The 17686-nt window shown below is 71.7% G+C and carries 16 protein-coding genes and 2 pseudogenes; 9 read left to right on the top strand and 9 right to left on the bottom strand.

The window, feature by feature from the left end; translation table 11 throughout:
• Positions 1–74 precede the first annotated feature (74 nt).
• Positions 75–1013 (top strand): DMT family transporter, encoded by a 939-nt coding sequence (locus tag ACIBL4_RS29805; RefSeq protein ID WP_399414886.1) that lies wholly within the window; start codon positions 75–77, stop codon positions 1011–1013.
• A gap of 29 nt (positions 1014–1042) precedes the next feature.
• On the opposite strand, the gene ACIBL4_RS29800 is transcribed toward ACIBL4_RS29805, so the two are convergent.
• Positions 1043–2374 carry an aminotransferase class I/II-fold pyridoxal phosphate-dependent enzyme gene (locus tag ACIBL4_RS29800; RefSeq protein ID WP_399414885.1) on the bottom strand — a complete coding sequence of 444 codons (1332 nt, stop codon included), beginning with the start codon at positions 2372–2374 and terminating at the stop codon, positions 1043–1045.
• A gap of 35 nt (positions 2375–2409) precedes the next feature.
• Between ACIBL4_RS29800 and ACIBL4_RS29795 the strand changes: the two genes are divergently transcribed.
• Positions 2410–3093 (top strand): pyridoxamine 5'-phosphate oxidase family protein, encoded by a 684-nt coding sequence (locus ACIBL4_RS29795; RefSeq protein WP_399414884.1) that lies wholly within the window; start codon positions 2410–2412, stop codon positions 3091–3093.
• A gap of 31 nt (positions 3094–3124) precedes the next feature.
• On the opposite strand, the gene ACIBL4_RS29790 is transcribed toward ACIBL4_RS29795, so the two are convergent.
• The 3 genes from ACIBL4_RS29790 to ACIBL4_RS29780 all read right to left on the bottom strand — a co-directional run bounded on the left by ACIBL4_RS29790 (position 3125) and on the right by ACIBL4_RS29780 (position 5991).
• Positions 3125–4072 carry a DMT family transporter gene (locus ACIBL4_RS29790; RefSeq protein ID WP_399414883.1) on the bottom strand — a complete coding sequence of 316 codons (948 nt, stop codon included), beginning with the start codon at positions 4070–4072 and terminating at the stop codon, positions 3125–3127.
• A 246-nt stretch (positions 4073–4318) separates the two neighbouring features.
• Positions 4319–5332, bottom strand: a complete 1014-nt coding sequence (locus ACIBL4_RS29785; protein WP_399414882.1) for an EamA family transporter — start codon at positions 5330–5332, stop codon at positions 4319–4321.
• Between the two features lie 86 nt (positions 5333–5418).
• Positions 5419–5991 carry a Clp protease N-terminal domain-containing protein gene (locus ACIBL4_RS29780; protein ID WP_399414881.1) on the bottom strand — a complete coding sequence of 191 codons (573 nt, stop codon included), beginning with the start codon at positions 5989–5991 and terminating at the stop codon, positions 5419–5421.
• A 223-nt stretch (positions 5992–6214) separates the two neighbouring features.
• Here ACIBL4_RS29780 and ACIBL4_RS29775 point away from each other — a divergent pair, with 223 nt between their 5' ends.
• Complete coding sequence (locus ACIBL4_RS29775) at positions 6215–6643, top strand: SRPBCC family protein (RefSeq protein WP_399414880.1); 429 nt, start codon at positions 6215–6217, stop codon at positions 6641–6643.
• An 82-nt stretch (positions 6644–6725) separates the two neighbouring features.
• Here ACIBL4_RS29775 and ACIBL4_RS29770 read toward each other — a convergent pair whose 3' ends face one another.
• On the bottom strand, positions 6726–7361 hold the full coding sequence (locus ACIBL4_RS29770) for a PadR family transcriptional regulator (RefSeq protein WP_399414879.1): 636 nt from the start codon (positions 7359–7361) through the stop codon (positions 6726–6728).
• A 195-nt stretch (positions 7362–7556) separates the two neighbouring features.
• Here ACIBL4_RS29770 and ACIBL4_RS29765 point away from each other — a divergent pair.
• The 3 genes and pseudogenes from ACIBL4_RS29765 to ACIBL4_RS29755 all read left to right on the top strand — a co-directional run.
• Positions 7557–8054 (top strand): annotated as a pseudogene (locus ACIBL4_RS29765) (TnsA-like heteromeric transposase endonuclease subunit); the annotation flags it as partial.
• Between the two features lie 43 nt (positions 8055–8097).
• Positions 8098–8775: pseudogene (locus ACIBL4_RS29760) on the top strand (MFS transporter); the annotation flags it as partial.
• 63 nt (positions 8776–8838) lie between these two features.
• Entirely contained in the window at positions 8839–9657 is an 819-nt protein-coding gene (locus ACIBL4_RS29755) for a PhzF family phenazine biosynthesis protein (protein WP_399414878.1), read from the top strand.
• Positions 9658–9675: 18 nt separating this feature from the next.
• On the opposite strand, the gene ACIBL4_RS29750 is transcribed toward ACIBL4_RS29755, so the two are convergent.
• Positions 9676–10479, bottom strand: coding sequence for a CPBP family intramembrane glutamic endopeptidase (locus ACIBL4_RS29750; RefSeq protein ID WP_399415145.1), 804 nt, complete (start codon positions 10477–10479; stop codon positions 9676–9678).
• Between the two features lie 67 nt (positions 10480–10546).
• Positions 10547–12064, bottom strand: a complete 1518-nt coding sequence (locus tag ACIBL4_RS29745; protein WP_399414877.1) for a glutamate-cysteine ligase family protein — start codon at positions 12062–12064, stop codon at positions 10547–10549.
• A 554-nt stretch (positions 12065–12618) separates the two neighbouring features.
• Here ACIBL4_RS29745 and ACIBL4_RS29740 point away from each other — a divergent pair.
• From ACIBL4_RS29740 to ACIBL4_RS29730, 3 genes are all read left to right on the top strand, one after another.
• Positions 12619–13203, top strand: a complete 585-nt coding sequence (locus ACIBL4_RS29740) for a hypothetical protein (protein ID WP_399414876.1) — start codon at positions 12619–12621, stop codon at positions 13201–13203.
• A 396-nt stretch (positions 13204–13599) separates the two neighbouring features.
• Positions 13600–13806 (top strand): DUF5999 family protein, encoded by a 207-nt coding sequence (locus ACIBL4_RS29735; protein WP_037667161.1) that lies wholly within the window; start codon positions 13600–13602, stop codon positions 13804–13806.
• Between the two features lie 200 nt (positions 13807–14006).
• Positions 14007–15041, top strand: coding sequence for a LacI family DNA-binding transcriptional regulator (locus ACIBL4_RS29730; RefSeq protein ID WP_399414875.1), 1035 nt, complete (start codon positions 14007–14009; stop codon positions 15039–15041).
• 696 nt (positions 15042–15737) lie between these two features.
• Here ACIBL4_RS29730 and ACIBL4_RS29725 read toward each other — a convergent pair.
• Positions 15738–16802, bottom strand: a complete 1065-nt coding sequence (locus ACIBL4_RS29725; RefSeq protein ID WP_399414874.1) for an endo-1,4-beta-xylanase — start codon at positions 16800–16802, stop codon at positions 15738–15740.
• Between the two features lie 53 nt (positions 16803–16855).
• On the bottom strand, positions 16856–17620 hold the full coding sequence (locus ACIBL4_RS29720) for a carbohydrate ABC transporter permease (protein WP_399415144.1): 765 nt from the start codon (positions 17618–17620) through the stop codon (positions 16856–16858).
• Between the last annotated feature and the right edge of the window lie 66 nt (positions 17621–17686).

The following is a 17686-nucleotide window of genomic DNA, read 5'->3' as shown; positions in this document are numbered from 1 at the left end:
TAAGCGATGCTACGCAATACCGGGCGCGAAATCTCGATTGTGCTACGAGGTTCCGTCCCGGCATCGTGTCTTCCATGAGCACCGTCACCACCCCCGGCCGGGTCGCCACCCCTTCGGGCGACCGCCCCCGTCGCCGCCTCGACTGGCGTCTGCGCTTCGCCGCCCTGTCCCTGATCTGGGGCTTCAGCTTCCTCCTCATCAAGGTGGGCACCGAGGGATACGCGCCGTTCCAGGTGACGCTCGGCCGACTGGTGTTCGGTACGGCGGTGCTGGCCGCCGCGATGGCGGTGCGCCGCGAGCGACTGCCTCGCGGGGCGCGTACGTGGGGGCATCTGGCGGTCGCCGCGTTCCTGCTCAACGCCCTGCCGTTCTCGCTGTTCGCCTACGCCGAGCTGACCATCCCGTCCACGCTCGCGGGCATCTGCAACGCGACCTCGCCGCTGTGGGGCATGGCACTGTCGCTGGTGGCCCTGTCGGAGGACCGCCCGACGCGGGTCCGGGTCGCCGGGCTCGGGCTCGGCTTCCTCGGCGTGCTCACGGTGCTTGGCGCCTGGCAGGGCTTCCACGGCCTGGACGCCACCGGCACGGCGCTGGCCCTGCTGGCCTCCCTCAGCTACCCGATCGGCTGGATCTACGTCCGCCGCACCCTGGCCGGCACCGGCCACTCGCACCTGTCGATGACGGGCGCGCAGTTGCTGCTCGCGACGGTCCAACTGGCCTTCGTCACACCGCTGTTCACCACTCTGCCCACCAGCCTGTCCGTCGGCCCGCTGCTGGCGATCGCCGCCTTGGGCGCACTGGGCACGGGCCTCGCCGTCCTCCTCCAGTACGGCCTGGTCGCCGAGGTCGGACCGACGACCGCCCAGATGGTCACGTACTTCATCCCGGTCATCGCCACGGCCGCGGGCGTCGCCCTCCTCGGCGAGTCGCTCACCTGGTCGACCCCGGTCGGCGCGGTGATCGTCCTGATCGGCGCGGCACTGACACAGGTACGGCCGAAGCCTCGGGTGTGAGGGAGCCCCGCCCACCCGGCCGGGAAGCCTCAGACATAACTCCGTGCCGGAGCCGGCCCCAGGGCCGAGGCGATCGCCTCGGCCAGGGGCTCGGTCTCGTTCTCGGTGAGCGTCGAGACGGTGATCCGGATGCCGGGCGGTGCGCTCAGCCGGAAGCGGGCACCGGGGGCGACGGCCCAGCCGGCGTGCAGCAGCCGGGAGACGGCGCCCGTCTCGTCCGGCACGGGCACCCACACGTTCATGCCGCTGCGTCCGTGCGCCATGACACCGCGCCGGCCGAGCGCGCCGATCAGCGCGTCCCGGCGCACCCCGTACGCCGCCGCCACCGCGCGCGTGTCCACCGCCCCGTCGGCCCACAGCCGCGCCAGCGCCCGCTGCATCAGCCGGCTCACCCAGCCGGGTCCGAGCCGCTGCCGGCCGCGGACCCGGTCGACGGTGACGGCGTCCCCGGTGAGCAGGGCGAGGCGCAGATCGGGTCCGTAGGCCTTGGCGGCCGAGCGTACGAACGCCCAGTGGCTGGTGGCGCCGGCCAGAGGGTGCAGGGGGACGTCGACGATGCCGTGGCCGTGGTCGTCCTCGATGAGGAGGGTCTCCGGGTGCTCTCGGAGCACGGCGCGCAGGGCCCGCGCGCGCGTGGCGCTCACCGCGGCGCCGGTCGGGTTCTGCGCCCGGTCCGTAACGATGAGCGCCCGCACCCCGGCCTGAAGCGCCCGCCGTACGTCGTCGGCTCGGGGTCCCTCGTCGTCGACGCCGACGGGGACGGTCCGGAGCCCGAGTGCCGGCACGAGGTCGAGGGTGCGGCCCCAGCCGGGGTCCTCCACGGCGACGGTGTCTCCGGGCTTGAGGTGGGCCGCGAGCACCCGTTCGACCCCGTCGAGTGCCCCGGAGAGCACGGCAAGCGGCCCGTCCGGCACCCCGTCGGCGTCGAGACCGGCGCGGGCCAGCCGGGCCAGCTCCGGCTCCAGCGGATCGGCCCCGTACAGCACCGGCGCGCGGTCGCCCTCGGCGGCTGCCGCCGCGAACGCCCCGGCGAGCGGCGGCAGCAGGGCCGGATCCGGATTGCCGCTCGCCACGTCGCGCACGCCCTCGGGGACGTCCACCCTGATGTGGTCCCGCCCGGTCGTGGCCGGCGCGGGCCGCACCCGGCTGCCGCGCCGGCCCGCGGTCTCGATGACCCCGCGCTCGCGCAGGGTCCGGTACGCGGCCGCGACCGTGTTCGGGTTCACCCCCAGCTGCTCCGCCAACTCCCTCATGGGTGGAAGCAGTTGGCCCGGTGACAGCTCACCGCTCCCCACCGCACGCTCGATGCTCGCGGAAATGTCCGCTGCACGACGCCCACTGATCCGATACTCTCCTAGCACAAAGCTGATTATGCACTAGTACAATGGAGAGCGCCATGCAGGGGACCAAGCAGACGCCGTCGCAGCCCGCCGCCTACACGCCGACCGACCGCACGGTCCCCACCCGCGCCGCGCACAAGGCCTCGTACGACAAGGACCTGGTGCACTCGATACTCGACGAGGCCTACGTCTGCCATCTGGGCTTCGTCCGCGACGGCGCGCCGGTCGTGCTGCCCACGCTGTACGCCCGGGTCGGCGAGCGGCTCTATGTGCACGGCTCGACGGGTTCGCGCCCGCTGCGGGAGGCCGGCCAGGCCGACCCGGGTCTCCCGGTCTGCCTGACCGTCACGCACGTCGACGGACTGGTCCTGGCCCGCTCGGCCTTCCACCACTCGATCAACTACCGCTCCGTGGTGGTGCACGGCGTCGCCCATGACGTGACGGACCCGGAGGAGAAGCGGCAGGCCCTCGACGCCCTGGTCGACCACGTCGTACCGGGCCGCGCCGCCGACTCACGGCCGGCCAACAAGAAGGAGCTCGCCGCCACCGCGGTGATCCGCCTGGACCTGGACGAGGTCTCGGCCAAGCTCCGCACCGGCGGCGCGAACGACGAACCCGAGGACCTCGCCCTGCCCCACTGGGCCGGCGTCGTCCCGCTGCGCAAGGGCTACGACGCCCCGGTCGCCAACCCCGACCTGGCCCCCGGCACCGAACTGCCCGACTACCTGACGGCACGATGATGTCGGGCCGGTGTCCGAGACCCCGGCGATGTCACACCGGCATCACCGGCTCCCTGGTCCCGGCACCCCGCACCTCCCCCATCGCGAGCCCCACGACCGAGCCCAGCATCAGCACGGTGCCGGCCAGCGTCGCCGCCGTGAGGTGCTCGCCGAGCAGGACGACGGCGAGCACCGCCGCGCTCACCGGCTCCAGCAGCATGATCACCGAGACGGTGGCCGACCGTACGACGGCCGCGCCCGCGAAGTAGAGGCCGTAGGCGAGGGCCGTGGGGACGGCGGCGACGTACGCCAGCAGGACCAGGACCCGGCCGGGATCCCCGGTGTGCGGCAGCAGCCCCTCGGCCAGGGCGAACGGCAACAGGCACAGGCTCGTGACGGCGAACGCCCCGACGGTCGTCCGGGAGGCGTCGGCCTCGCCGTCGCGGCCCCAGCGGCGGGTGAGCAGCGTCATCAGGCTGTACCCGGCCGCCGACACCAGCGCGAGCAGCACACCCCACGGGCGTACGGTCGCGTCCCCGCCGCCGAGGACCAGGACGGCGAGTCCGGCGAGGGCACCCGCGACGGCGGCGGTTCCGCCCCGGCCGAGGCGCTCGGCGAGGGTCAGCCGCGCGCCGAGCGCGATCAGCACGGGCCCGGCGCCGAGGGTGACGACCGTGGCGACGGCGAGGCCGGTGGCGGAGACGGCCGCGAAGTACGCCGTCTGGAACACCGCGAGCCCGAGTCCGGTGACCCCGGCCCGCAACGCCCGGCGGCCGAGCGGCCCGCGCGCGGCGGCGCGGGCGCGCGGCCGGACGAGGCGGACGGCGAGCAGCAGCCCGAGACCGGCGGCGCAGCGCCAGAAGGAGAGGGCGACGGGCCCCATGTCGCTGGCCCGGTAGACCAGTGACGCGGCCGCGCCCGCGGTGCCCCAGGCGGCACCGGCGACGATCAGATAGAGGAGGCCTCGCCCGACGGGCAGGCCGGAGGAAGTGTTCGACACGTGTTCTCTCCGCAGACGCGCACGGCGCGCCGCGCGCGATCGGCGGCGGCTGGTGCGCGGAAGTTCGGGAAGGGCCCCGGATCACGTCGGATCAGCGGATCACGTGGGATCTGCGGGGTCCGCGGACTTCGTCTGCGGGCAGCACCGTTCGGCCCGGCGGTGACATACCGGGCGCGGTTTCCGGAGGGCCCGCGTCAGGCGGCCGGAGGCGGAAGAACGAGTGCGTTCGAAGGCATGATCGGCACCTTATGCGGCCGTTCCGGGCCGGGACAACTTCCTTTCCGGGCCGCCGCTCGCCACCGGCTCTCCCGAACCCTTGGCGGGCGTCGAGGACTGCGCGATGAACGCGCCCACCAGCACGATCACGCCACCGGCGAGCTGCGGCGCCGACAGGTGCTCGCCGAGCAGGATCCAGGCCAGGACCGTGGCGATGACCGCTTCGAGACAGGCCACGACACCGGCGACCTGCGGGGAGAGCCGGCGCACGGCGAGCACGCCGGTCACGTAGGCGACGACCGTGGCGACGAGGACGATCCAGGCCAGCAGGGCGACCGCGGGGACGGGCGAGCCGTCCATGCGCGCGGTGCCGGTGAGCACGGACCAGTCCAGGCTCCAGGGCCGGGCGATGACGGTCAGTACGGCCGCGCCGACGAGCAGGCCGTAGGCGATGACGCCGAGCGGGTCGGGCGCCTCGTCCCCGGCGTCGCTGCCCTGGTCGGAGAGGACGAAGTAGCCGACCTGGCAGCAGGCCGCGCCCAGGGCGAGCAGCAGCCCCAGGGCGTCGAAGCGGAGCCCCGACCACACCTCGACGACACACGCGAGCCCGCCGACCGCGAGGACGACACCGACCGCCGCGGCCCGCGTCACGGGCCGCCGCTGCACGAACCGCACCCAGCCCAGCACGAGGGCGGGCGCCAGGTATTCGATGAGCAGCGCCACTCCGACGGGGATGCGGGAGAGCGAGGCGAAGTAGAACGCCTGGACGCCGGCGACGGCCAGCAGCCCGAACCCGGCGAGCAGTCCGGGGCGACGGCGCAGCAACGTCCGGTGGCGCACGGCGAGCGGCAGCATCACCAGGGCCGCCCCGGTCACGCGCAGCCACACCACGTGCAGGGGGTCCAGGCCTGCCTCGATCAGCGGCTTGGCTGCGACACCGGATCCGCCGAAGGCGACCGCGGACAGGAGCGCGAGGCCGAGCCCGACGCCCTTGCCGTGCCTGCTGGGGTTGCTGTGGCTGCTGTCAGACGTACGCACCGGCACATGATGGCAGGCCCTGACAGGAGCGTCACCCCCTATGGCACCTGTCTCACTGCCTGGACGGGGTGAGCGGCTCCGCGCAGGCCCGGTCAGCAAGCGGCTTCGCCACCTCGGACGCAGCCCTCGGACGCACACTCCCGGGGCCGGCCGGCCAGGCCGTCGATCCGGGCGAGCACCGCGTGCGGGTCGATACCGGCACGTCGGAGCACCTCGACCGCGCGTGCCTGCGGGTCGACGACGATCGCCGCGAGCAGATCGACGCCGCGGGCCGGACCGCCGTGCCGCGCGGCGCGTTCGCAGGCGTATGCCATCGAGGCCGCGGCCAGCGGCGAGAAGCCCGCGGTCTCCGTCACGACGGGGACGGCGCCGGAGTCCTCGACGCCGTTCTGCCAGCGCAGGCCGTAGCCGATGCTGCGCTGGACGAGGTAGCCGAGCAGCCGCGCGATCTGCGGCCCCTCGCCGAAGACGGCACGCGCCTGCGGGTCGGACTCCAGCAGCGAGTGGAGCAGATGGGCCGTGTCGATCTGCCGGTCCGCATCCCTGACCGCTCTGCGGCGGGCACCGGTGACCACCGATGCCAGCTCGTCACTGAGCCTGGCATCGCGCTCGGCGCGGTGGATGCCGTGCTCATGGGCCGACTGGCGGGGGATACGGGGTTGCACATCCTCCACCCCATCAGTCCCGGACGCCCGGGTCATCCCCGGAGGGGAGCATTTTCGCGTCCCACGGGAAGTGGACATCGCCGGCCGGGATCTCCTCCTTGCGGAGGAGATCAGGCTGTTGCGCACTGCGATCGCGGCACGCCTGACAGTTCGTCAGTATTGAACATTGCGACCGTCGCGGCTACGTTCCGCGACATCCAGCCCGACGTGAAGAGGTGGTCGCATGGCCGAAGTCAGCGCGGAGGCACGCATCGGGGCGCCGGCCGAGAAGGTGTGGGCCAGGCTCACGGACTGGTCCTCGTACGGCGAGTGGAACGCGACCCACACGAGCTTCCCGGAGGGCGGCCCCGACCCCCTCGACGTGGGCGCGACATTCCGGGAGAACATGCGGCTGATGAACTTCCCGGCCGAGGTGGAGTGGACCGTCGAGGCACTCGAACCGGCCCGGGTGCTCGCCATCCGCGGCAAGGGCCCGATGGGCGTGACCGTGGCGACGCGCTACACCCTCACGCCCGACGGCGACGCGACGACGGTCCGCATCGACGGCGAGTTCACGGGTGCGACGGTGTCGCTGATGGCGGGCAAGCTCAAGGATTCGGCCACGGCCGCCCTGAACGAGTCGCTGCGCAGGCTGGACGAGTTGGTGACCTGACACACCCCAAGCGGGCGGTCCGGCACAAGCAGAGGCGCCCCGCGGATCACTCCACGGGGCGCCTGCGCCCAGCGCCTGATCGTCAGTCCTCGTCGGCGAGGATCAGATACAGCTTCTTGCGGGCTTCGTTGATGACGCCGAGCGCCTTGTCCCGCTGCTCCTTGCTGCCGGTCTTCCAGACCTGCCCGAAGGCTTCCATGAGACCGAAGCCGGCCTGGCGGATCTCCCCGAGAGCCTCCCAGTCGACCCCTCGGGAGGCTTCCTCCCAGGGCGCCTCGGGCCCTTCTTCGGCCGCGGCGCGGCCCGCCTCGGTGAGCGAGAACAGCTTCTTGCCGCCCTCGGACTCACTCGTGATCAGGCCCTCGTCCTCCAGCAGCTGAAGGGTGGGGTACACCGAGCCGGGACTGGGCTTCCACGCCCCGCCGCTGCGCTCGGCGATCTCCTGGATCATCTCGTAGCCGTGCATCGGCCGGTCCTTGAGCAGGGCCAGGATCGAGGCCCGCACGTCACCGCGCCGCGCCCGTCCCCTCGGCCCGCCGCGCCCTCGTCCGCCCCAGGGTCCGGGGCCGAAGCCCGGACCACCGGGCCCGCCCCAGCCGGGACCGCCCGGCCCGAAGGGCCCGAAGGCGGCACGCAGCGCCTCGAAACCGCCCCGGCCGCCGTGACGGGGTCCGCCGTGGCCATGTCCGTGTCCGTGCTCGAATCCGTGAGTATGCATCGCAAACACTCTCCATTCCATCGTTGATCTGTCGCGATATCTCAACGATATATCGGTAGTGTTCGGATGGCAAGGCCGCTTCGATGGGTCGCTGACCCGTCTCACTCAATCGAGTCGTTTTCTCAACGAACCGAGTCATTCGGGCTTCTGTGTCAGCGGACCTAGTCGCGCGGCTGAGTGCGCTGGGGGTGCTGGATGGCTGTACCGGCTGGGGTGGATCACGCGGGGCCGTGCATCGAGTTGTCGTACGTGGACGCGGTGCACGGGCGTCGTCGGCGTCCGCTGCGGGACTGTGTGACGGGCCGGTTCGAGGATGTCGAACCGGTGCGTACGTTTCGCTGGTCGCGCGGTGAGCGTCACTTCCCGGGCTGGTACTGGTCAGCGACGACCGGGCGGCACGTCGGCTTTGGGTCGTGGCTGGAACGGGACCGACTGCTGCTGATTGACTTCGATCCGAGCGTGGTGGGGATCGGCTCGCAGCCGTTCTGGCTGCACTGGCATGACGGTGAGCGGGAGCGTCGGCACGCCCCGGACTACTTCGTGCGCCGGGCGGACGGCTCGGCGGTGGTCGTCGATGTGCGTGCGGACGAGCGGATCGAGCCGAAGGACGTCGAAGCGTTTGAGGTGACCCGCCGAGTCTGCGTCCAGGCCGGGTGGAGGTTCGAGCGGCTGGGGACACCGGACGCGGCGCTGCTCGCGAATGTCCGGTGGCTGTCGCGCTACCGGCACCCACGGTGTCTGCGTGGCACTGCCGTCGGAGGAGCGTCTCGACCCGCCTGCGGGGTACAGGCAGGTCGTCGCCTCACTCGGCGGACTGTTCGGGCAGCGTGTCTTCCTTACCCGCGGGCTCATCGCGTTCTTCCTCTTCGCATCGTTCGGGATCCTGTGGAGCGGACTCTCCCTGCCGCTGGCGGACGCGCCGTGGCAGCTGAGCGAGAGCCGGATCGGACTGTTCGGCCTCGCCGGACTCGCCGGCGCGCTCGGTGCGGCCCGCGCGGGACGGTGGGCGGATGCCGGGCGGGCGGCCCCGGTCACCGGTCTCGCGCTCGCCCTGCTCATCCTCTCGTGGGCGGCGATCGGGCAACTGCCGTGGTCTCTGTGGCTTCTCATCGCCGGAATCGTGGCTCTCGACTTCGCGGTCCAGGCCGTGCACGTGAGCAACCAGCACCTGCTCACCACCGCGTATCCCGACCGCGTCAGCAGCGTCATCGGCGGCTACATGGTCTTCTACTCCCTCGGCTCCGCCTTCGGCGCGGCTGCGACCACCGCCGCCTTCACCGCCTACGGCTGGACGGGCTCCAGCCTCCTCGGGGCGGGATGCGCGGCCTGCGCCCTCGTTGTCCGGGGGGCCGACAGGCGACTGCTCCGGGTCGGCCCGGGTGAGCGCCCGGCGCGAGACGAGTCTCGTGGGTAAACCGGTCCAGGCCTCGCGCATTGGCCTTGGTCCGCCGCTGCGGCGAGCCTCTAGCGTCGGGGCATGCGGATTCGAATCGTCGACGCCTTCACCGATCGCCCCTTCTCCGGTAACCCGGCCGGGGTCGTTCTTCTGAACGACGCGGACGCCTTCCCGGACGACACCTGGCTCCAGAACGTCGCCCTGGAGGTCAACCACGCCGAGACGGCCTTCACCCATCCCCTCCCCGAGGGCGGCGGGGCCGACTGGGCGCTGCGCTGGTTCACTCCGGCCACCGAGGTCGCGATGTGCGGCCACGCGACCCTGGCCACCGCCCACGTCCTGCACACCACCGGCACCCACGAGGGCCCGGTACGGTTCACCACCCGAAGCGGCGTCCTCGCCGCCACGCCCGCCGAGGACGGCTCGGTCACGCTCGACTTCCCGACCGCTCCGCTCACCCGGATCGACCCGCCGGACGGCCTCGCCGAGTCCCTGGGCACCGAGCCGCTCACGGTCCTCGACACCGGCCCGGACATCGGTGACCTGCTGGTCGAGGTCGCCGACGAGAAGACGGTGCGCGGCCTCGCCCCCGACCTCAAGGCCCTCGCCGCCCAGTCCGAGCGCGGCGTCATCGCCACGGCGCGCGCGGACGACCCCGGCCGGGGCTGCGACTTCGTCTCGCGCTGCTTCTTCCCGAACGTCGGCATCGACGAGGACCCGGTGACCGGCAGCGCCCACACCGCGCTCGCCCCGTTCTGGTCCGGGCGCCTCGGCAGCCCCCGCCTCACCGGCCTCCAGGCCTCGCCCCGCTCCGGCCGCGTCCGCACGGAGCTGCGCGGCGACCGCACCCTGCTGTCCGGCAGGGCGGTCACCGTCATCGAGGGCGAGCTGCTGGCCTGAGACGAAGCCCCTCGTCTCTTACGCCGTCGGCAGCCAGCCGACCTTGCCCGCCAGCAGGGCGTAGCCCACGAAGGCACCGATGTCGAGCAGCGAGTGGGCCACCACCAGCGGGCCCACCCGGCCCCAGCGTCGGTACAGGTAGACGAACACCACGCCCATGACCATGTTGCCGATGAAGCCGCCGATGCCCTGGTAGAGGTGGTACGAGCCGCGCAGGACCGAGCTGCCCACCAGCGCGGCCACCGGTGTCCAGCCCAGCTGGCCGAGGCGGCGCAGCAGGTAGCCGACGACGATCACTTCCTCCAGCACCGCGTTCTGGATCGCCGAGAGGATCAGCACCGGGTACTTCCACCACACGCCGGGCAGTGCTTCGGGCACCACGGTGAGGTTGAAGCCGAGGCCGCGGGCGGCCAGGTAGAAGGCGATCCCGGTGCTGCCGATGACCGCCGCGATCGCCGCCCCGCGACCGAGGTCGGGCCAGGGGCGGGTGCGGTCGAATCCGATGGTGCGCAGGCCCGCGCCCTCGCGCAGCAGGAAGTGCGCGACGAGCACGACGGGCACGAGGGCCGTCGTGATCCCGAAGAGCTGCCAGGCCAGGTCGAGCCAGGGACGGCCGGGCGCGGCCGAGGCGTTCATCGTGGCCGCCTGGTCCTTCAGCCCGCCGGGCTTGGTGACTGAGCCGATGAAGCTGATCAGGGCGGAGACTCCGCTCGCCCCCAGCGAGAGCGCCAGCACGAGCAGCGTCTCGTTGCGGAGCATCCGCCGAGAGAGCCGCTGCTGGGGAATGGAATCGTCGGCCACCGGGCTCGCCTCCGCCTGCACACCTGCCTCCACTTCACCGACCTGTCGGATCAGTATGAGGGCAGCGGGACATCGGCCCGGCGGCGCATCAGCCCAACGGCACCGGCTCCGGCGACCCCACGGGCCAGGTGTGCACCGGCTCCCCCTTGTGCATCAGCTCGCGATAGCGCCGGGTCGTGGCCGCCAGCGCGGCGTCCCTCGGGTGGCCCGCGTCCAGGGCCTTGTGGAAGGTCGCGGCCTGCCAGCTCGCCCCGTTCATCCGGCGCCGGCACCGCTCCTCGATCACACCGAGATACAGATCGCGGTCGGCCGGCTCCACTCCCCACGCGTCCAGCCCGGCCTCGGCGAGCGGCAGCAGTTCGTCGCGGACCAGGCTCACCGCGTCGACTTGCCCGGTGCCGCCGTAGCGGCCGCGCCGGGGCCAGGTGAAACGGGCGTCGATGCCGTCCTTGCACGCGGCGTCGAAGTTGGCGGCTGCGGCCTCGAACGGCAGCCGGGTCCACACCGGCCGGGCCTCCTCGGCGAGGGCCCGGATGAGGCCGTAGTAGAACGCGGCGTTGGCGACGACGTCGATGACGGTGGGCCCGGCGGGCAGGACGCGGTTCTCCACGCGCAGGTGGGGGACGCCGTCGGCGATGCCGTAGACCGGGCGGTTCCAGCGGTAGATGGTGCCGTTGTGCAGGACGAGCTCGGCGAGGGACGGTGCGCCGCCCTGGTCGAGCACCTCCAGCGGGTCCTCGTCGTCACAGATCGGCAGCAGCGCCGGGTAGTAGCGCAGGTTCTCCTCGAACAGGTCGTACGCCGAGGTGATCCAGCGCTCCCCGAACCAGGTGCGCGGCCGGACGCCCTGGGCCTGGAGTTCGGGCGGGCGGGTGTCGGTGGACTGCTGGAACAGCGGGGGCCGCGACTCGCGCCACAGCTCACGGCCGAAGAGGAACGGCGAGTTGGCGCCGACGGCGATCTGCGCGGCGGCGACCGCCTGGGCCGCGTTCCACACGTCGGCGAAGCGGGCCGGGGTGACCTGGAGGTGCAGTTGCACGGAGGTGCAGGCGGCCTCCGGCGCGATGGACTTGGACGTGCAGCGCAGGTGCTCGACGCCCGCGATGTCGAGGGTGAACTCCTCGCCGCGGGCGGCCACGATCTGGTCGTTGAGGAGGGTGTAGCGGTCGACGTCGGAGAGGTTCGACGACACCAGGTCGTCCCGGTCGAGGGTCGGCAGAATACCGATCATCACGATTCCGGCGTCGACTTCACCGGCTTTCCGGTCGGCATATGCCAGTGACGTACGGAGTTCCTCCGCTAGACGATCGAATACCCGGCCACCCAGACGGTGTGGGGGAATGTTGACTTCCAGGTTGAACATGGCGAGTTCTGTTTGGAAATCGCGGCTCGCGATACGCTCCAGGACTTGCGCGTTCAACATTTTCGGCATGCCGTCGGTGCCCGCGAGATTCAACTCGATCTCCAGCCCCATGAGGTTCTTGGGGCGATCGAACCGCTTCTCCGCCAGGAGTCGCTCCAAGCCCGTCAGGCACCGACGGAGCTTGTCGCGGTAGCGCTGGCGATCGGACAGGTCGAACCCGCCTGCCACGACCTTCTCCCCCATCGAAGCGTCCCTCCTCGGATGATGCGGGCCGAAGATCCGGCCGCCGGGGTCCCGGTCAGGTGGAGGATGCCCAGCGAAAGCGATCGATAACGTCCCGGACGGGCCCGTCGGCCGCTACGCTGGTCATGGATGACCGGTGGCACATTCACTCGGCATGAGGCAGCGGCCCGGGTTTCGGGGTTGCGCGAACTCGTGAAAAACGCCGACGAGAATAGGCCGACCGCCGCGGGAGCATTCGCCGAGGTCATCGCCGTGCTCCCCCGCGCGGAATGGGGATAATTCTCGCGTATCGCCGACCGAATGTACCCTTGTTCTACTCACCGGAAACGGCTAGACGAAACATAGTCTCAACCCGTGTCGTATAAACTCCGCGAACAAGGCAGAAGGTTGGCGCCCACGGTCGATGGGTCATGCCGTCGAGGCGATGTTCGGCGGACCCACCCCCCTCTCGTTCTTGAGACCCCGGCCCCTGCCTGTCTGAACCCCGTGAGCTGACAGCGCCGTCCGCCCCCGCCCTCGTGCCACCGTGCCTTTGAACTGAGAGGCGACCCACCATGCCGCTGCATGTCCCCCCGGCTCCCGCGCCCGCACTCCGTTCCGTCCTGACTGCGCTCTCCTCTCCCACCGTGGTCCGCGAGGCCCGAACTCCCTCCCTGCTCCGCGCACAGGGACCCGTCACACCCGAGCTCCCCCTGCCCGTCCATGTCCTCGACCGCGTCACGGCCGAGGGGGTGTCGGCCACCAGGCTGGCCGGGTGGCGCTTCCTGATCCGCTGCGGTGACCGTGCGGTGGCCGCGGCGGAGACCATGCTCACTCCCGACGGCTGGGCCTTCTCCCGCTTCTTCGAGGGCCCGTACATCGCCTCCACCGAGCGCGCCCTGCGCCAGGCCGAGACGATGTCGCAGCCGTACCAGCCCCGCCTGCTGTCCGTGCCCGGCCTGTACATGCTGACGCTCTGGCTGCACGAGGACTGCACCGCCGACGGCGCCGCCGGCCACCCCGCCGCCACCGACCTGCTCGTCCCACTGGCCCCCGCGCCCCCCGGCATCGCGGCCCACCGCCCGCACCGCGTCGCCGAGCTGCTCCCGGTCCTGACCCACCGGGTGACTCCCACGCGACTGCTCGGCTCACCCGCCTGAAGCACCGCGCCCCGAAGCCTCAGCGCCCCGTCGTCGAATTCCGGCGACGGGGTCGCGCTTTTTCCTTCCACCACCCTTATCCGCTCGTACGAGCACTGAATAGCTCGTACGAGCCGGAATGGATCACCTGCTCGACCGGACTAGCCCTATTCGGCCACCACGAACCATCCGAAGTGACAGTCCAGTTGGGATGAACCGTCCGCGCGGGTGATGCGTCATGAACCTGTGAGAAGCGGTGCCGCGAAATCCCTGCGGATCGACGCCCGTGGGGCAACACTGGGTTCCGACGACTTATCACAACGGGGGGCGGCCATGAACGACACTTCTAGCCGCGGAACAGACACGACAGCCGACTCAGCGATCCCATCCACCACGACACAGCGAGAGATCCCACCCATGTGCCAGCACCAGACTCCGTGCCCGTCAGCCGAATCCGCCGACCGGGAATCCGCCCGTCTCGTGGCGCACCACCCGGAGCAGGGTTGGAGCCTGCTGTGCAACGGCGTGCTGCTCTTCGAGGACACCGGCGAGCTCCTGCCGGACGGCCGGGTCATCGCCCCGCACCGTCCGCTGGCCTCCAGCCAGGTCATGACGGCCGCCTGAGGCCGCCGGGCGGCGTGACCTCCCGCCCGCAGACATGAGGGGCCGGCCGCAGGAGACTCTGCGAACCGGCCCCGACGCGTGTCCGAGTGCCGTCACTCCCCGTCACAGCCACGAACGGGACGGTACGCCTTCCCACGGATGCCCGTTTTCCGGAAGACTCCTGGAAGTTTCGGGGTCGCCCGTCGACGGAGGTGGGGCAAGTGGCAGCACATGAGGCCGGGGCCGGGGGAAAAGTCACGATCACGGAGATCGCCCGGCAGGCCGGCGTTTCCGTACCGACCGTGTCCCGCGTCGTCAACGGCCGGTCCGACGTGGCGCCGCAGACCCGGGCCCGCGTCGAGGACCTGCTGCTCCGGCACGGCTACCGCAAGCGCCCCGCGGCCCCGGGCACCCGGGCCGGCCTGCTCGACCTGGTCTTCAACAACCTCGACAGCCCCTGGGCCGTGGAGATCATCCGCGGAGTCGAGGAAGTCGCGCACGCGGCCGGGGTCGGCACGGTGGTGTCAGCCATCCACGGACGCTCGGGCGATGCCCGCGAGTGGATGCGCAACCTCCGGGCCCGGGCCTCCGACGGCGTCATCCTCGTCACCTCGGCCCTGGAACCGACGCTCCACGAGGAACTGCGCATCCTCGGCGTCCCGCTGGTCGTCGTCGACCCGGCGGGCTCGCCGGCCCTGGACGCTCCCACCATCGGCGCCGCCAACTGGTCGGGCGGCATGGCGGCCACCGAACACCTGCTCTCCCTGGGCCACCGCCGGATCGGCCTGATCGCGGGGCCGCCGCGGCTGCTGTGCTCCCGGGCCCGGCTGGACGGCTACCGCGCGGCTCTGGAAGGCGCGGGCATCGCCACGGACGAGGCCCTCGTCGTCCCCGGCGACTTCCGCCCCGAGTCCGGCTTCACCGCCTGCGAGGCCCTGCTCGGCCTGCCCGAGCCGCCGACCGCCGTGTTCGCGGCCAGCGACCAGATGGCACTCGGCGCGATCGAGGCACTGCGCCGACGCGGGATGCGGGTGCCGCAGGACATGAGCGTGGTCGGTTTCGACGACCTTCCGGAAGTCCGCTGGTCGGCCCCACCCCTGACCACGGTCCGCCAGCCCCTGGCCGACATGGGCAAACTGGCCGTCCGCACGGTGCTCCGCCTGGCCCGCGACGAACAACCGGCCTCACCGCGAGTCGAACTGGGAACGGACCTGGTGGTGCGGTCGAGCACGGCACCTCCGGCGGGGCGGGCCTGACGAATTCGACTTGGCGTTGGGGCGAGCACGCCACCCCCGGCGGGGCGCACCCGCCGCATTCGACTTCGGGGTTGGGGCGAGCACGCCACCCCCGGCGGGGCGCACCTGCCGCATTCGACTTGGACGTGCGCGCGTGCACGCCCACCAGCGGCGCAACCTGAAAAACCCGCCCGACTGGGCGGAGGCCGACCAGGCACGGCGGGCCAGCCGAAGAACCGGGACAGAGCCGGCGAGGACGACAGGGCTGGCGGAAGAAGCACTGCCGGGCCGGACAGGGTGCGTTGGCCCAGCCGAGGAAGCCCGGCCAGGCCGGCGAAGCTCGGCGGGGTATGGCTGAGCCGCCCCTCACACTTCGGGTGTGGCCGTGGCCGACTCTGCCGGGCCCGCCCCCCGGCGCCCGACACCACCCTCGGCCCGGCGCGTTGCCTCACCCACTGGTCGGCGAGCGCAGCCGCAGCCCGCCAGGCGTAACGCGCGGCGACCGCGGCTTTCCCACCAGGCCTGGCCCGAGGCAACCGCACCCCTGCCGCCACGTCCTCTCCCGCCACGCGCCCCCGCCACCTGCCGCCCGCCGCCACGCCGCCCACCACCCACGGCCGCCGAAGCACGCGCTCTGGCCCCGGCCGCAGGCAACCCGGCTCCCCGGCACGGTCAGGAAATGGCGCCCCGCCCCCACAACGGGGCGCCATCCGCCCCCTACCTCCCCCCGAGCGCCTCACGCAGTGCGAAGTACGCCGGCTTCGGGGCCAGTTGCTCGTCCCACGGCAGGGCCGCGCCCTCGCCCGGGAAGAACGCCGGGATCCACGAGTACTTGTCCGTGTAGTCCCAGAGGGTGACACCGACGCAGCGGCGCACCGCCAGGCATGCCTCGGTCACGTCCCGGTACCACTCGGCCTGCTGGGTCAGCTTCTCCTCGCTCGCGGGCAGCTGCATCCGTATGTCGACCTCTGTCAGCGCGGTGTCGAGGCCGAGCCGGGAGAAGCGGCGGAGGTTGTCCTCCAAGGTGGTGGGATAGCCGTACTGGAGAGCGAGGTGGGCCTGGAGGCCGATGCCGTGCAGCGGGACGCCCTTGGCCCTCAGTTCCTTGGCCAGCTTGTAGTACGCGTCGCTCTTCGGGCCGATCCCCTCGATGTTGTAGTCGTTGAGGTACAGCCTGACCCGCGGATCGGCCTCGTGCGCCCAGCGCAGCGCGTCGGCGATGTAGCCGGGCCCGAGCGTCTTGTAGAAGACCGACTCGCGGTACGTACCGTCCTCGTTGAACGCCTCGTTGACGACGTCCCAGGCGAACACCTTGCCCCGGTAGTGCCGTACCTCGGTCTGGATGTGCTTCTTCAGCACGGCCCGCAGCTCCCGGGCCGTCCACTCCCGTTCCGTGAGCCACTCGGGCAGCTGGCTGTGCCAGACCAGGGTGTGCCCGCGCACCTTCTGCCGGTTGGCACGGGCGAGGTTCACGATCTCGTCGCCCTGGGAGAAGTCGAACACGCCCTGCTGGGGCTCGGTCGCGTACCACTTCATGCCGTTGCCGGGGGTGATCTGGTCGAACTCGCTGCCGAGCAGGGCCGTGTAGGGCGCGTCGCCGAGCTCGGGATTGTCCGTCGCGCTGCCGAAGTAGCGGCCGTGCCGCTGGGCGAGGTCGGCGAGGGTCGGTTCCTTGCCGTGCCGCTCGTCCGCCTGTGCCGTCGGCCCGGTGGCGAGGCCTGCGAGCATCAACGCGGCGGCGAGGGCCCCGGCGAGTCTGAGCCGTGGAGCGGTCTTGCGCATGGTGCGACTCCTCACGATCGATGGGTGGGTGAGCCGTACGTCCGCGGCGCGCGTCAGCCCTTCGTCGCGCCCGCGGTGAGGCCGCCGACGAGCTGACGCTCGGCGACCGAGTAGAAGGCGAGGGCGGGGACCATGGCCAGCACCAGATAGGCGAAGACCTTGGCGTACTCCGCGGAGTACTGCCCCTGGAACTGCTGCACGCCGATCGGCAGCGTCCACCACTGCGAGTCCGTGAACACCAGCAGCGGCAGGAAGAAGTTGTTCCAGCTGGTGACGACGGCCAGCACGGACACGGTGCCGAGCGCGGGCCGTGCCATGGGCAGCAGCACCCGCCAGAAGAAGCCGAACGAGCTGCATCCGTCGAGCGTCGCCGCCTCCTCCAGCTCGCCGGGGATCTGCCGGAAGAAGCCGCGCAGGATGATGATGGTCATCGGCAGCCCGAAGGCCGCCTGCGGGAGGATCACGCCGAGCGGGTTGTCCAGCAGGCCCAGGGAGCGCAGCAGCAGGAACAGCGGCAGGGCCGCCACCGCGAAGGGGAACATCAGCCCCATCGTGAACAGCGTGAACAGCATCTCCCGGCCGCGGAAGGCGAACCGCGCGAAGGAGAAGGCCGACAGCGCGGAGACCGCCACGACCAGGACGGTCGTGCCCACCGCGATCAGCGTGCTGTTGCCGATCAGCCGCCAGAAGTCCCCCGAGCCGAGGATCTGGGTGTAGTTGGAGGTCACCCACGACTCGGGCAGACCGACCGGGTTGCGGGAGAGCTCGTCGGTGGTCTTGAAGCCGGAGAGCATGGCGTAGAGCAGCGGGACGGCCATGACCGCGCCGACGAGGACCAGGATGAGGTGCAGAGGGAGGGTTCTGCCCCTGCGGGATGTCCGACT

The organism is Streptomyces sp. NPDC050416 (assembly GCF_044458845.1).
Classification (GTDB): Bacteria; Actinomycetota; Actinomycetes; order Streptomycetales; family Streptomycetaceae; genus Streptomyces.
Note: the sequence above shows the minus strand (reverse complement) of the source record. Positions and strands in the feature narration are given on the sequence as shown.

Coding starts and splice junctions, on each gene's coding strand:
- ACIBL4_RS29805 (WP_399414886.1), top strand. CDS start 75: ATGAGCACCGTCACCACCCCCGGCCGGGTCGCCACCCCTTCGGGCGAC.
- ACIBL4_RS29795 (WP_399414884.1), top strand. CDS start 2,410: ATGCAGGGGACCAAGCAGACGCCGTCGCAGCCCGCCGCCTACACGCCG.
- ACIBL4_RS29775 (WP_399414880.1), top strand. CDS start 6,215: ATGGCCGAAGTCAGCGCGGAGGCACGCATCGGGGCGCCGGCCGAGAAG.
- ACIBL4_RS29770 (WP_399414879.1), bottom strand. CDS start 7,361: ATGCATACTCACGGATTCGAGCACGGACACGGACATGGCCACGGCGGA.
- ACIBL4_RS29755 (WP_399414878.1), top strand. CDS start 8,839: ATGCGGATTCGAATCGTCGACGCCTTCACCGATCGCCCCTTCTCCGGT.
- ACIBL4_RS29745 (WP_399414877.1), bottom strand. CDS start 12,064: ATGGGGGAGAAGGTCGTGGCAGGCGGGTTCGACCTGTCCGATCGCCAG.
- ACIBL4_RS29740 (WP_399414876.1), top strand. CDS start 12,619: ATGCCGCTGCATGTCCCCCCGGCTCCCGCGCCCGCACTCCGTTCCGTC.
- ACIBL4_RS29735 (WP_037667161.1), top strand. CDS start 13,600: ATGTGCCAGCACCAGACTCCGTGCCCGTCAGCCGAATCCGCCGACCGG.
- ACIBL4_RS29725 (WP_399414874.1), bottom strand. CDS start 16,802: ATGCGCAAGACCGCTCCACGGCTCAGACTCGCCGGGGCCCTCGCCGCC.
- ACIBL4_RS29720 (WP_399415144.1), bottom strand. CDS start 17,620: ATGGCCGTCCCGCTGCTCTACGCCATGCTCTCCGGCTTCAAGACCACC.